Raw genomic sequence first — 15,104 nt, 5'->3', positions numbered from 1 at the left:
TTACTAATTTTGCAGTCTCAAACTAAACCATTATTTATTTTATGAAGAAATTTTTGTTAATGTTGACAATGGCTTCTGCTACTTTGGCAGCTGAGGCTGGTGGTCTTATGACCAACACTAACTATCACATTGCATTCGATCGAATGTTTGCTCGAGGTGCTACAACGGAGATTGATGCCGCTTACAGTAACCCTGCAGGTTTGGCATGGGGACATGAAGGTCTTCAACTTTCACTGAATTTCCAGAAACCTTGGCAGAATCGTGATATCGAGACCGATATTCCTAATTTCCTGATGGTTGGCAATAACTTCCACCAGAAATATAATGGTAAGGCATCGGCTCCCATTGTACCCGCGCTTTTTGCTTCTTACAAGCAGGAGCGTTGGGCTGTTTCAGCGATGATTGGCATCGTGGGTAGCGGTGGCTTTGTGAAATACGATGAGGGTGTTCCTATGTTTACAGTGCCTATCACGACTATGTTGGCTCAGAAGGGTGTGATGCCTGGTACGTATGCGATGGATGCCCAGATGGAGGGTAAGCAGTATATTTATGGTGGTCAGTTGAACTTCACATACAAGCTGACTGATTTCCTGAGTGCTGCCGTAGGTATGCGTGCCAATTATTATGATGGTTATAACCGTGGACATGTGCTGGCAAATATGGGCGGCACCGAACTTGTTAGTCTGCAGTTGGACTGCTTGCAGAAAGGTTGGGGCTTTGCGCCTATTGTGAGTGTTGATTTCCATCAGGGACCACTTACTGTGGCAGCCCGTTATGAGTTCCGTACGAAGATCAACACGGAAAATGATACTAAGGAACTGTCGGCTACGGTGACTGGTATGACGCCTGCTCAGGTGGCTGCTGTCTTTGGTGAAAAAACGGCTCCATATATGGATGGTGTGAAGACGCGTTATGACATGCCTTCACTACTCACTGTCGCTGCCCAGTATGAGATTACGCCAAAGTTACGTGCTGCTGCAGAGTATCATTTCTTTGATGATAAAAATGCCAAGATGGCCAATAATCGACAGGATGAGTTGGAGCATGGTACTCACGAGGTATTGCTGGGCGCAGAGTATGATGTCAACGATAAACTGACATTGAGTCTCGGTGGTCAGCGTACGGACTATGGATTAAGCGATAACTATCAGACGCATACTTCCTTCGCATGTGATAGCTATTCATTAGGTTGTGGCGCTGCTGTTAATCTGAATGAGCGTATGCGATTGAATGTCAGCTATTTCTGTACGCTTTATAGTGACTACAAAAAAGAGCAGACCGCTTATCAGGGCCTGCCCTTTACTGGTTCAGATACCTTCAGCCGTACCAATCATGTGATAGGCTTGGGTATTGACTATAAGTTCTGATTACAGAGGAAGAGTGATAACAAAACGGGCACCGGGACCTGCGTAAGTAGTATCGAGGATTACCTCGCCCTTCATTCGGTGGGCTATCATTCTGCAGAGTGGCAGTCCCAGTCCCAATCCTTCCTTGAAATTATCAAGTTTGACGAATCGCTCGAAGATGTGTTCTGCTTCTTGAGGGTCAATGCCGCAACCAGTATCTTCTATGGCTATATATAGATGTTTACCTGTTAAAGATGTCTTTGCAAGGATATAGCCCTCGGTCGTGTTCTTAATGGCGTTGTCTATAAGCAGACTGACCATACGGTAAAGCATCTTCCTGTTAGTTGATATGGCGAATGAATCAGGTAGATTGTTTTCTATTTTGATTTCTACACCATGATTCAGTAGAGGTTGGTAGTCACCTGTTATTTCTAGCAGAAGCTGTTGAATGTCAACGGCTTCTGTTTTTATTTCTTCGCCAGAGTTTTCGTTGAGAGATATCTCTATGAGTTCATCAAACTGATTGGTAATGATATTGGTGTTCTTAATCACCATTTGCGAGATGTTTTTCAGCTCTTCTGCACACATCGTAATGTTACCGTCTGCGATAATCTGTGCAAATCCGGATATGATGTTGAGTGGAGTACGAACCTCGTGGCTCACATTGCGGATGAATGCAGTTTTCATGTTGTCTGATTCTAGGGCATGTTCATAGGCCTTTTTCAGTTCCTTCATATGGCGTCGGCGAGCAAATGCAATATAGGATAATGCGCAGATGAGCATGGTAAGAATCAAGATGGTGACAATCATGTACACGGTGCGTGTATGAGCTGCCTCACGTTCAATCTCGTATAACTTTAACTCGTCCTCAATACCTTTCATGCTATTGCTCAGAATGATATTGTCTATTGAGTCGTGTTCTTCAAGTTGAACCCGTAATGCCTCATAGGCTTCTTTCCATCTGCCTGCATTCTTGTAGAGGTTGATGCATATCTCGTTAGCGTCGTCTCCGAGTGTTTCTTTCGCCATCTTGATTGCCTTGTCCACATTGCCCTTGTAGGCCTCGTGATATACTTCTATGGTGCGTCCGTGAATGGTGGTCTGCCCGCTATCAACCCCTTTCTTATATGCATTATAACCTTTCTCGAACTTTTCCATATCTCCTTGGTTATAATAGCTGAGTAATCGGCGTGACTCAATATCAAACAGACGCTCAGGAGAATATTTGCGAGCTATTTCTGCAGCTTTCTCCAGCATTTCTATAGCTTCATTGGGATCGTCGTCCATCTCGACGTTGACAATGTTCATATAGATAGGAGGCATACTCTCATAGTAGCCATATTTCTCCATGAGTTCAATCACTTCATTGAAAGCTTTCTTTGCTCCCTCGTGGTTACCGCAATAACGATAGATATGCCCCATCATGTTGACAGCCATATACATCTCCTTGTCGAGTCCCTTTTCTCGCAACTCTTTCGATAACTTCTGTGCTTTCTTATAAGCTTCGAAGATATGCTGAGAGTTCATCAGAAAGACGATCTCGTTACATCGTTGGGTGTAGTACAGGTGCAGGTCGCCTTGCTTAAGTAAATAATCCTCAAGCTTGGTGACGGATTTAAAAAAGTCTGTACTATCACCTGTGTTGAATGCATTGCTCATCTCTGTGCGCATGGCCAGATAGGTGGAGTCGTTCTTACAGTCTCTGGACTGCACCGTGGTGATGCAGTTCAGAGAAAGTGTTATAAGTACTGTGATGTGTTTTAGGTTCATATAGTCAGAAAGGTTTAGTTTTATGTTATGTTATTTTAGGTAGTCTTCGAAGTATTGCGTGATTCGTTCATGTAAGTGTACGCTGGCGTGTCCCCGCATGTTGTGCTCCTCTCCTGGATAGGCAAAGAAGTCGGGTTGCGTGCCGGCTTTGATACACGCATCGAGGAACGACAGACAGTGTTGGGGAACAACAGTGTTGTCGTTATATCCAGTGATAATCTGGAGCTTTCCTTTCAGGTCTTTTGCTTTATTGATGAGGCTTGTCTTGGCATAGCCTTCTGGATTGTTCTGTGGTGTGCCCATATAGCGTTCGCCATACATCACCTCATACCATTTCCAGTCGATGACAGGGCCACCTGCCACGCCCACTTTGAATACGTCAGGGTAGTTGGTAATGAGTGATATGGTCATGAATCCACCGAATGACCATCCGTGAACACCAAGTCTGTTCATGTCGATGTAGGGTAGGGTGCGCAGATACTCCACACCTTTCATCTGGTCTTGCATCTCTATCTGTCCCAGTTGGTGGAATGTGGCCTGTTCAAACTCTCGTCCACGATTCTCTGAACCGCGATTATCCAGAATGAATACGATATAGCCTTTTTGCGCCATGTAGGTCTCCCATGAGCGACTTGCCCAGTGCCATGAGGCCTCGACATTATGAGCATGAGGACCGCCATAAACATAGACCACCGTGGGATATTTCTTTGTTATATCAAAGTCGTGCGGCTTCACCATACGCCAGTAGAGGTCTGTCATGCCGTCGGCCGCCTTAATGCTGCCACTCTCAAATATGGGCTGTACATAGTCTTTCCAAGGGTCCTCAGCCGTGAGTAGGTTTGAGATTCGAGGTTTGAAGTTTGAGATTTCTATTGCGTTAACTGTATTTGGCGTTGTAGGTGTGCTGTATTTTTCGTACAGTTTTGTGCCAGAGCTTGATAGTTTTCCCCAGTGTACGCCTTCTCCATTATCGAGTAATGTGCGCTTGAGTGTCTTGATGTTGACTGCATACAAGTTGCTTTGCAGCGCATGTTTCTCATTAGAAGCAATGATGATGCTCTTGTCTTTCTGATTGAAACCCAGAACATCCATGACAACCCATACGCCTTTAGTCAGCTGTTTGACCATCTCACCTTTTTTATTATATAGGTACAGGTGGTTGTAGCCGTCGCGTTGACTCTGCATCACAAAGAGGTTACTGTCCCAAGGCAGGAACACGATGGGATGCAGCGGCTCTACATATTTGTCGCTGGTCTCACGATAGAGCTCTGCTTTCTTGGCACCAGTGGTGGCATCATAGCTCACAAGACGGCAATCATTCTGCTCACGGTTGAGCTCGAACATATAAATCGTCTTTGAGTCTGGACTCCATGCGATATTCGTAAAATAACGATTCGTTGGGTCGCCAGTCTGCAGATAGACCGTCTTCTGCGTTCCTAAATCATATACACCTACAGTGACTTTATGCGAAGTCATGCCTGCCATCGGATATTTGTCAGGCTCGTAGCTGGCAGAGCGAGGGAAGATATCTACCTGTGGATAATCGGTCACCATGCTCTGGTCCATGCGATAGAAAGCAAGATGCTGTCCGTCAGGACTCCAGAAAGTACCCTTCTCAATACCGAACTCGTTGCGGTGAACAGACTGTCCATAGACAATCTCGCGACTGCCGTCAGTAGAAAGCTGATGCTTCTTGCCTTGTCCGTCAGCAATAAAAAGCTGATCGTCTTCCACGTAAGCCGTAGCGCGTGATGTCTTATTCCAATCGTAGGCTGTCTGTCCGGAGATGCTGTCCTGCCAGACAATCTTCTTCTTTCCGAAATCCAACAGGATGACAGACTTCTTGAAGCCCAGCATGACAAGTTTCTCGTTGGGGTAGGGGAATGTGGCATTCGTCAGTTGGCGCACGTAATGGTCATCATCACTGCCCGCCCATTTATTGATATCGTCGAGAGTAAACAGCAATGTCTTCTTGCCTGTCTTGGTGTCAATGGTGTAGCACTCCTCCACGTCTGTCTGAATCAGTTGGTCGCCCCACCATGTGAGGAAGATATTCTCAGGCCTCAGATTGTGGAAATTGGTGCCACCGAAGTTCAGGTCCTCCAGTGTGAAAAGCTTCTGTGCAGACATAGGTGCTGTCATTGCTGTAAAGAGAAGAATGGACGCTACATAGTGCGCCCATTGCTTAATATTATTCATCGTCATGATTAAATCGCTTGTTTCGTTTTCCTCCACTGCGGTCGAAACGCTCGTGTCCGCCGCGGTTAGGACTGTCACTATATTTCTTTCCCCTTCCGGAGAAACTTGATTTGCCGGCATCCTTTGAGTAGCGGGGCTTTCTGTCTTCCCGGTCCTCTCTTCTTGGTCTTCTTTCTCCACGCTCTTCCTTCTTGAAGTCGTGTTTGTGGAAAGTAAATGAGCGGATATCGCTGCTCTCATTTTCCTCTTGTTCGTCCAGGCGCTGCTTGAACTCACGGTTTTTCTTGAAACGATGCTTCTCGGCCATCTGACGCTTCTCGTCATCGGTCTTCACTACGCCGCCTTCGCTACGGAAATCCTTCAGTTTACCGTCAAAAATCTGGTACTTACGGAACTCACATTCCAATGAGCCATTGTAAACAGGAATCTTGATAGATGGTTTCAGACCAATTTGCTCAAAGCACTCCTCACGGTAAGACAGAATCCATGCGTCGTTATTGAGGAACTGATGCTTCAGTCGCTCACCAATCATACGATAGGTGCCCAGCAGGTCGGGCGTAGAGATACGCTCACCGTAGGGAGGGTTGCATACCAGGATGCTCTTCTCCTTGGGTTGTGTGAAGTTCTTGAAATCCTGCTCTTCCACAGTGATGTCTGCTGTCAGACCAGCGGCCTTCACATTCAGACGGGCAGTGTTCACAGCCTTGATATCTACGTCGTAGCCATAGATGTGATGTGTGAACTCACGCTCCTTAGAGTCGTCATTATAGATGTGGTCGAAGAGATCGGCATCAAAGTCTGGCCATTTCTCAAAGGCATATTCCTTTCGGAACAAACCCGGAGCCATGTTGCGGGCGATGAGGGCTGCTTCGACGAGCAGTGTGCCAGAACCGCACATAGGGTCAATAAAGTCGGTCTCACCCTTCCAGCCAGTCATCAGAATCATACCTGCTGCCAGTACTTCATTAAGGGGAGCCTCTACGCTTTCCTGGCGATAGCCACGGCGATGCAATGACTCACCAGAAGAGTCCAGACAGAGCGTACACTCGCTCTTGCCAGGTGCTACGTCTGCGATATGAATATGCAGACGCAAGTCTGGATTGGCAACTGAAATGTTGGGGCGACTGCCAGTCTTCTCACGGAACTGATCCACAATAGCATCTTTTACTTTGTAGCTCACAAACTTTGAGTGGCGGAACTCTTCCGAGAATACCACAGAGTCAACAGCGAAGGTGCGGTCGTTATTCAAGTATTCAGTCCAATCGATTTTTTTAATTTCTTCGTAGACATCATCAGCACTTTGTGCTTTGAAATGCGCGATGGGTTTCAGAATCTTGATGGCTGTATGCAGCGAGAAATTGGCGCGATACATCATCTCCTTATTACCCGTAAACGACACCATGCGTCTACCTATTTGCACGTTGTTGGCACCCAGTTGTGTCAACTCTTTCGCCAGCACAGGTTCCAGTCCCATGAACGTTTTGGCGATTAATTCGAATTCGTTTTCCATTTTTATTATGATTTCGTTTGCAAATATACAGAAAAACAGAATAAAAACAAAATTAATAGTGATTTTTTTTTGCGTTTCGGGAAATATTTGTACTTTTGCACTTATATGATAAACCTAACGATAAATATTGCTCTTGACATACAGTTTCTGAATATGTTACCACACGTGCTTCTCGTACTTGTGATTATATCGTTGGGCGTAGTCCTATGGTATCAGATTAGGGCTGGTAAGCAACTGAAGTCGGAGTTGCAGATGTTGGACAAAGTTGGTAAGCACAATGTAGAGTACGAGTTCGTGCTTGGTACCATGAAATTGTCTATCTGGCATCTTGATGTGAAGACTGGTAAGTTTACCTTTGAGCATGATTTCCGTGAAAAAGGTAATAATTATATCAATGTTGACGGTATGGCTATGGGAGACAGTCTTTTGCCACTGGACCCGCATGATACTGAACGCGTGCGACAGTCCTTGGCAGATTTGTGCGATGGTCATTCTTCTGCCTATCATGAGATTTACCGGGTTTTGGTACCTTATGATAACTCTTTTTATTGGGAAGAAAGTTATGCCACAGTGGCTGCACGTGACGTAGATGGTAAACCTGTTAAAATCGTAGGAACCACCCAGTGTATTGATGACCGGAAGGCATTGGAGGACGCATTGGTAAAGGCACGTAATCGTGCAGAAGAGAGTGACCGTCTGAAGACTGCATTCATTGCCAATATGAGTCATGAGATTCGTACCCCACTGAATGCTATCGTTGGTTTTACTAGTGTGTTGCCTGATATTGATGATCAGGATGAACGTAAGAGCCTTTTAGACTTGATTCACGAGAATACGCAGAAGTTGTTGCGTATTGTTGATGATGTGGTGAATATCTCGAAGATTGAATCCGGTCAGGAACAGCTGGTCATGACGACATTCGACTTGAATACGTTGTTGGCAGAGGCTATGGCAGTTTTTGCTGAAAAGTTACCATCGGGTGTGAAGTTGGATATCAGTTTTGCTCAGGATGCACTGTCTATTACCACTGATATGATTCGTCTGAGTACTATTGCCAATCATCTCATTTCCAATGCGATGAAGTTTACGCAGCAAGGTTCTATTGTCGTAGGCTATGACAATCCCGTTGATGGTCGTGTATGTATCTGGGTGCGTGATACTGGTAAGGGTATTGCAGAGGAGAATCTGGAACGTATCTTTGAACGTTTCTACAAAGTGGATGAATTTATTCCAGGTGCTGGCTTAGGACTGAGTATCTGTCGTGTGATGGCTTCCAGCCTTGGTGGAAGTGTTACAGTAGAGTCAAAACTAGGCGAGGGTTCTATCTTCAGGGTAGATATTCCTATCAAGTAAATTCGAAGCGAATAAATACTTAGCGGAACGAGTCTGTCAGCAGCTTAATCTCAATCTTTGGTGCAATACGTTCGTAGAGGATGTTGTAAACGGCATCCAGGATAGGCATGTTAACGTGCCAATGGCGGTTGATTTCCTTCATACACTTAGTGCCGAAGTAACCCTCGGCAATCATCTCCATCTCCATCTGGGCACTTTTCACGCTATAGCCTTTACCAATCATCGTTCCGAAAACACGGTTGCGCGAAAAGTTCGAGTAGCCCGTCACTAATAGGTCGCCTAAGTAAACACTATCATAGACATTGCGCTCAATGGGGTGTACACTTTGCAGGAAACGAGCCATCTCCTGCACGGCATTGGCTATAAGTACGGCCTGGAAATTATCTCCAAATTTCAAACCGTTGCAGATACCTGCCGCAATGGCATAGACATTCTTCAGAACGCTGGAGTATTCTATGCCGATAACATCGGTTGATGTCTTTGTCTTGATAAACTGGCTGTTCAGTATTTCTGCAAAGGATTGGGCCTTCTCCATGTCTGAACATCCTACAGTAAGGTAACTCAATCGCTCCAGTGCCACCTCTTCTGCATGACTGGGACCGCCAATGCAGGCCAGGTTGTCGTGTGGCACATCGAATACCTGATGGAAGTACTCTGTACAAATCAGGTTCTCATCGGGCACAATACCCTTGATAGCTGTTACGATGAATTTATCCTTCAGTCTCACCTTCAGTTTCTTCAGGTGATTTTTTAAATAAGGTGAAGGCACTACGAACACCAAGGTGTCGTAGGCCTCCACAATTTTATTGAGATCGCTGTTGAAATTAATCTCGTGAACGTCAAAATGCACGCTGGTCAGGTAACTGGGGTTGTGACTCAGTCGTCTGAAGTCCTCTATCTGGTCATCGCGACGCATATACCAACCAATGTGGTGCGTGTGCTGCACTACAATCTTGGCAATGGCTGTAGCCCATGAGCCTCCACCGATTATTGCTATCTTACCGCAGTCGTACATGGTTCTTTGAACTTTGAACTTTAAGCTTGCGCCTTATCAATCCAACTCTGAACCTCGTCCAGAGATGGCTTCTCGTAGTTCAGCTTGAACTTCTTGTTGATCTCGCCAATCTTCTGCTGCAAGCCCTGAGCTTTCTCGTCCTTGATGTCCTGGATGAGATAGAAACCAGCCTTACGCAGCACATAAGCCCAGTTCTCGGGTACGCCAATAGCTTCCCATTCCTGGATGCTGCTCTGAGGAGCCTTCTTCTCGGGCTTCATCTGTGGGAACAGCATCACCTCACCAATGGCGAACTTACCTGTGAGCAGCATCACCAGACGGTCGATACCGATACCGATACCGAAGGTGGGAGGCATGCCATACTGCAGAGCGCGCAGGAAGTCGTGGTCGATAATCATAGCCTCGTCATCGCCCTTGTCAGCAAGTTTCATCTGCTCTACGAAACGCTCCTCCTGATCGATAGGATCGTTGAGCTCAGAGTAGGCGTTAGCCAGTTCCTTACCATTAACCATCAGCTCGAAACGCTCGGTGAGCCCGGGCTTACTGCGGTGCATCTTGGTAAGAGGTGACATCTCGACGGGATAGTCAGTAATGAAAGTGGGCTGGATGAAGGTACCCTCGCAGAACTCACCAAAGAGTTCGTCGATGAGCTTACCCTTACCCATGGTCTCGTCAACCTCCATGCCCTTAGACTTGCAGAATGCACGAATCTCATCCTCAGTCTTACCGTCGCAGTCGAAACCGGTCTTCTCCTTGATAGCATCGAGGATTGGCAGACGGCGGAATGGAGCGCGGAATGAGATAACCTTGCCGTCGATCTCCACCTCAGGCTTGCCGTTCACTGCTGTACAAATCTCCTCCAGCATCTTCTCGGTGAAGTCCATACCCCACAGCAGGTCCTTATAGCTCACGTAGAGCTCCATGCAGGTGAACTCTGGGTTGTGGGTCTTATCCATACCCTCATTGCGGAAGTTCTTACCCATCTCGTAAACACCCTCGAAGCCACCGACGATGAGGCGCTTCAGGTAAAGCTCTGTGGCAATACGCATGTACATGTCCTGGTTCAGGGCATTGAAGTGGGTGATGAATGGGCGGGCTGATGCACCACCTGCGATGTTCTGCAAAATAGGTGTGTCAACTTCTGTATAGCCTGCATCATCAAGGATGCGACGCATGGTGCGGATGATGGTAGCACGCTTGAGGAAGGTCTCTTTAACACCAGCATTCACAATCAGGTCAACATAGCGCTGACGATAACGCAATTCTGGGTCATCGAATGCGTCATATACCTTACCGTCAGCATCAGTCTTCACCACAGGCAGTGGCTTCAGACTCTTGCTCAATACGGTCAGTTCCATCACATGAACACTGATTTCTCCAGTCTTTGTGCGGAATACGTATCCTTTTACACCGATGAAATCACCCAGGTCAAGCAGCTTCTTGAAAACAATGTTGTAAAGGTCCTTGTTCTCGTCGGGGCAGATGGCATCACGCTGTACGTATACCTGAATACGACCCTTAGAGTCCTGCAACTTGGCAAAGGCAGCCTTACCCATGATGCTCTTGCTCATGATGCGGCCGGCAATACTTACCATACGGCTGTTCTCCGGTGTAGGCGTCTCGCGTACATCGTTGCCTTCCTCATCTTTTCCGATGACGGGTAAGTCCTCAAAGTTTTCAATAATATCTGTGCTCCATGCATTTACGGGATACTCTGCGGCAGGGTAGGGGTTGATGCCCATCTTGCGCAGCTCGTCGAGCGACTGTCGACGGAGAATTTCTTGTTCACTCAGTTCAAGTATGTTCATGTCTTATATTCGAATATTTGCAATTTGGGTGCAAAGTTACGAAAAAAAGAATAGATTCGCCAATTTTATTTGTTTTTTTTAGTATCTTTGTGCCCTGAAACAAAATAATAAGAAAGAATGGCTAAGAAAGTTTTTGTTTTTCTGACCTTTGTGGTGCTGATTCTGTTGGCAGCAATGGCTTTTTCCAAACCAGAGCCATGGGAACATCAGGCTGCGGTAAGACAGTTGGCAATGAATGTGGTAAGTCAAGAAGTGTCTAATGCTCAGTTACCGGATGAACTGGTTGCTGCGGGTACTGATATGGCGATGAATGCTGCCGGTTCTTTCCTGCAGAGTAATATGCAGGTAGATGATTATCTGGTAGTTACCGTTGGCACGGTGAGCTTTCATGGCCAGACGCTTCCCATCACCGTCGGTGCCTTTGGCAAGGTGTTCGTTCTTGCCGACGAGGAGGATGTGAGACACATTGTAAGATGAGATGAAAGGAAATGAAGGGTAATAATAAGCGTAAACATCGTTTTCTTGAGGTTTTTGGCGTGTCGGTGATGGTGCTGGCCTTGGTACGTTGTGCCTTTCCTGGTATCGCTACGTCATCATCCGACGTGGCAGAGGTAGCAGATAGTCTGGCAGTAGATTCTGTTGCAAACGAGCTCCCTGTTGCTGAGGTCGTTGAGGAGCCTGCGGCTGTTGAACCTGAATCTGAAGCCGTCCTGGCACCTTCTGTTTCTGCTCGCTATGTGCCTGATGGTGAACGCTATCATCGTATTCGTAGTGTGTCCAGCTATAAAGGTGCTTTCCCTGATAGTAATAGTGTGCAATTGATTGCAGCTAACAGATGGGGCGTTAAGCCGGTGAAGAACCGGTTGGATGCGGAAGAGAGAAAAGACGAACTGGTGTTCATTGACTGCTCACCTTATTATTATATAGACCCCTTGCATAGCAGTATTCCATATCTGGTACCACGTGCAGCTGTTCTTCTGCAGGATATCGGTCAGGCTTTCTTTGACAGTCTGCAGGTAAAAGGTGTGCCCTTGCATCGTTTCATCGTGACCAGCGTGCTCCGTACGCAGGAGGATGTGGCCAAGCTGCGCCGCCATAATGGCAATGCCACAGAAAACTCCTGTCATCTCTATGGCACCACAATAGATATCTGTTATAACCGTTATAGGACAGTAGAGGATCCCGACGGCCCCAGTCGCCGTCAGGTACGCAACGACTCGTTGAAATTTATCTTGAGTGAGGTACTTAATGATATGCGTCAGCAAAATCGCTGTTTTATTAAGTACGAGGTGAAGCAGGGTTGCTTTCATATGACCGTAAGGTGAAAAAATAAAAAGGTAAAAGGCTAAAAAGGTAAAAAAGTGAAAAATGGAAATTATTTCCTTACTTTTTTACCTTTTTGCTTTTTTTATCTTAATAATTTTCGTACCTTTGTGCGCTGAACGAAAAAGCTAAAAACGCGTCAGCGGGCTTAAAAATGGCCTTAAACGCAATTTTGGCTAAAAAGTAAAAGAGTAAAAAGGTAAAAAAGTAAAACGATAGAAAAGTGGATCAGACGATTGACAACGACAGAATTTTGAAGATTAACATCGAGGAAGAGATGAAGTCTTCGTACATCGACTATTCGATGTCCGTGATTGTGGCCCGTGCCCTTCCTGATGTTCGTGATGGATTTAAACCTGTGCATCGCCGTATTCTTTATGGTATGATGGGTATTGGTAATACCAGTGACAAGCCACACAAGAAGTGTGCGCGTGTTGTTGGTGAGGTGCTCGGTAAGTACCACCCCCACGGCGACTCATCTGTATATGGTGCCCTGGTGCGTATGGGTCAGGAATGGAATATGCGCTACACGCTGGTTGACGGTCAGGGTAACTTCGGTTCGGTTGACGGTGACTCACCTGCTGCCATGCGTTACACGGAGTGCCGTCTCTCTAAGATGGGTGAGCATATCATGGACGACCTGGAGAAGGATACCGTTGATATGGACCCCAACTTCGACAATACCTTGCTGGAGCCCAGCGTGATGCCTACCAAGGTGCCCAACCTGCTGGTGAATGGTGCTAACGGTATTGCCGTAGGTATGGCAACGAATATGCCTACCCATAACCTGGGTGAGGTGATTGACGGTTGCTGCGCCTTTATCGATAATCCTGAGATTGACTGCGAGGGCCTGATGCAATATATCCCCGGTCCCGACTTCCCTACAGGTGCCTATATCTATGGCCTGCAGGGCGTGAAGGATGCTTACGAGACTGGTCGTGGCCGTATCGTGATGCGTGCCAAGGCTGAGATTGAGGCTGGCGAGCAGCACGACAAGATTGTGGTGACCGAGATTCCTTATGGTGTCAACAAGGCCGACCTCGTGGCTTATATCGCTGACCTGGCTACCCAGCATAAGATTGAGGGTATCTCAAATGTCAACGATGAATCTGGTCGTCAGGGTATGCGTATCGTGGTTGACGTGAAGCGCGATGCCAATGCCAATGTGATTCTGAACAAGCTGTTCAAGATGACAGCTCTGCAGAGCTCGTTCTCTGTGAACAATATTGCCCTGGTGCCCATCCCTGGTACTCATGGCAAGATGCGTCCGAAGTTGCTCAGCTTGCGTGAGTGTATCCGCTACTTCATTGAGCACCGTCATGAGGTGACTATCCGTCGCACGAAGTTTGATTTGAAGAAGGCTCAGGAGCGTGCTCACATCCTGGAGGGCTTGATTATTGCAGTGAATAATATTGACGAGGTGGTGCACATCATCCGTCAGTCTGCTACGCCTACCGATGCCCAGCGCAATTTGGAGAAGCGCTTCGATTTGGATGAGCTTCAGTCAAAGGCAATCGTGGATATGCGTCTGAGTCAGTTGACCGGTCTGCGTGTTGACCAGTTGCATCAGGAGTATGACGACTTGATGAAGCTCATTGCCGACCTGGAAGAAATCCTGAACAATCCTGAGCGTTGTAAGCAGGTAATGAAGGAAGACCTGCTGGAGGTGAAGGAGAAGTATGGCGACGAGCGTAAGACGGAGATTATTCCCTTCGATCATGAGTTCAATGCAGAGGACTTCTATCCCGATGATCCCGTGGTGATTACAATCAGTCACATGGGTTATATCAAGCGCACACCGCTGAGCGACTTCCATGCTCAGAGCCGTGGTGGTCTTGGTGCTAAGGGTGCCCGTCATCGTGATAACGACTTCACAGAGTATATCTATCCTGCCACCATGCACAACACGTTGCTCTTCTTCACCCAGAAGGGACGCTGCTACTGGCAGAAGTGCTACGAGATTCCTGAGGGCGACCGCAACTCTAAGGGTCGTGCCATCCAGAATATGCTCAATATTGAGCCCGATGATGCTATCAATGCTGTATTGCGCATCAAGAACTTCAACGACGAGGAGTTCCTGAAGACACACTACGTGATGTTTGCTACCAAGCAGGGTATTATCAAGAAGACCTGTCTGTACGACTACCGCAACGTGCGTGCTGCCGGTGTTCGTGCTATCAATATCAACGAGGGCGACCAGGTAGTAGGCGTTCGTCTGACCAATGGTCATAACGAGATCCTGCTGGCCAACCGCAACGGACGTGCCGTTCGCTTCAACGAGGATGCTGTTCGCACCATGGGCCGTGTGTCAACGGGTGTGATTGGTATGCGTCTCGATGGTGGCGACGACGAGGTAGTAGGCATGGTATGCGTGAACGATCCTCAGACCGAGACCATCATGGTGGTCAGCGAGAACGGTTATGGTAAGCGTTCGGATATCGAGGACTATCGTATCACCAACCGTGGTACCAAAGGTGTGAAGACCCTCGCTATCACAGAGAAGACTGGCCGACTGGTGGCTATCAAGGTGGTGACAGACGAGAACGACCTGATGATTATCAACAAGAGCGGAATCCTAATCCGTCTGAATGTCAGCGAGGTACGTGTCATGGGTCGTGCTACTCAGGGCGTCCGTCTGATTAACCTGACCAAGAAGAACGATACCATTGCCAGCGTCTGCAAGGTGCAGAAAGCCACTGAGGAGGAGCTGGCTGAGGAGCAGGAGAATCAGGAGGCAGTAGAAAACCAGGAAACAAATAACGAATAACTGTTTAACTAAT

General features: G+C 47.1%; 10 protein-coding genes. 5 read left to right on the top strand and 5 right to left on the bottom strand.

Annotated elements, in window-relative coordinates; translation table 11 throughout:
* Positions 1-41 precede the first annotated feature (41 nt).
* The gene (locus tag L6466_RS10695) at positions 42-1,367 is read left to right on the top strand and encodes an OmpP1/FadL family transporter (RefSeq protein ID WP_237795275.1); all 1,326 of its coding nucleotides are present in this window, start codon (positions 42-44) and stop codon (positions 1,365-1,367) included.
* Here L6466_RS10695 and L6466_RS10690 read toward each other — a convergent pair whose 3' ends face one another.
* The 3 genes from L6466_RS10690 to L6466_RS10680 are packed head-to-tail and all read right to left on the bottom strand — an operon-like array spanning position 1,368 to position 6,825.
* Positions 1,368-3,116, bottom strand: a complete 1,749-nt coding sequence (locus tag L6466_RS10690; protein WP_237795276.1) for a tetratricopeptide repeat-containing sensor histidine kinase — start codon at positions 3,114-3,116, stop codon at positions 1,368-1,370.
* Positions 3,117-3,146: 30 nt separating this feature from the next.
* Positions 3,147-5,258, bottom strand: coding sequence for a S9 family peptidase (locus L6466_RS10685; protein ID WP_237795278.1), 2,112 nt, complete (start codon positions 5,256-5,258; stop codon positions 3,147-3,149).
* Positions 5,259-5,307: 49 nt separating this feature from the next.
* On the bottom strand, positions 5,308-6,825 hold the full coding sequence (locus L6466_RS10680; protein WP_091814960.1) for a THUMP domain-containing class I SAM-dependent RNA methyltransferase: 1,518 nt from the start codon (positions 6,823-6,825) through the stop codon (positions 5,308-5,310).
* Positions 6,826-6,978: 153 nt separating this feature from the next.
* Here L6466_RS10680 and L6466_RS10675 point away from each other — a divergent pair, with 153 nt between their 5' ends.
* Entirely contained in the window at positions 6,979-8,178 is a 1,200-nt protein-coding gene (locus L6466_RS10675; protein WP_237812940.1) for a PAS domain-containing sensor histidine kinase, read from the top strand.
* Between the two features lie 19 nt (positions 8,179-8,197).
* Here L6466_RS10675 and L6466_RS10670 read toward each other — a convergent pair whose 3' ends face one another.
* Entirely contained in the window at positions 8,198-9,193 is a 996-nt protein-coding gene (locus L6466_RS10670) for an NAD(P)H-dependent glycerol-3-phosphate dehydrogenase (RefSeq protein WP_091814954.1), read from the bottom strand.
* A 20-nt stretch (positions 9,194-9,213) separates the two neighbouring features.
* On the bottom strand, positions 9,214-11,001 hold the full coding sequence (gene lysS / locus L6466_RS10665) for a lysine--tRNA ligase (protein WP_091852472.1): 1,788 nt from the start codon (positions 10,999-11,001) through the stop codon (positions 9,214-9,216).
* A gap of 117 nt (positions 11,002-11,118) precedes the next feature.
* On the opposite strand from lysS, the gene L6466_RS10660 reads away from it, so the two are divergent.
* The 3 genes from L6466_RS10660 (at position 11,119) to gyrA (ending at position 15,091) form a co-directional block, all read left to right on the top strand.
* Complete coding sequence (locus L6466_RS10660) at positions 11,119-11,478, top strand: hypothetical protein (protein WP_091814932.1); 360 nt, start codon at positions 11,119-11,121, stop codon at positions 11,476-11,478.
* A gap of 11 nt (positions 11,479-11,489) precedes the next feature.
* Positions 11,490-12,326, top strand: coding sequence for a DUF5715 family protein (locus L6466_RS10655; protein ID WP_237795282.1), 837 nt, complete (start codon positions 11,490-11,492; stop codon positions 12,324-12,326).
* 275 nt (positions 12,327-12,601) lie between these two features.
* Positions 12,602-15,091, top strand: a complete 2,490-nt coding sequence (gene gyrA / locus L6466_RS10650) for a DNA gyrase subunit A (RefSeq protein WP_237796640.1) — start codon at positions 12,602-12,604, stop codon at positions 15,089-15,091.
* Positions 15,092-15,104: the final 13 nt, after the last annotated feature.

Origin of the sequence: Prevotella communis (genome assembly GCF_022024175.1) — a bacterium.
GTDB lineage: Bacteria > Bacteroidota > Bacteroidia > Bacteroidales > Bacteroidaceae > Prevotella > Prevotella communis.
The sequence above is the reverse complement of the archived record's forward strand: the minus strand, read 5'-3'. Positions and strand labels throughout refer to the sequence as shown.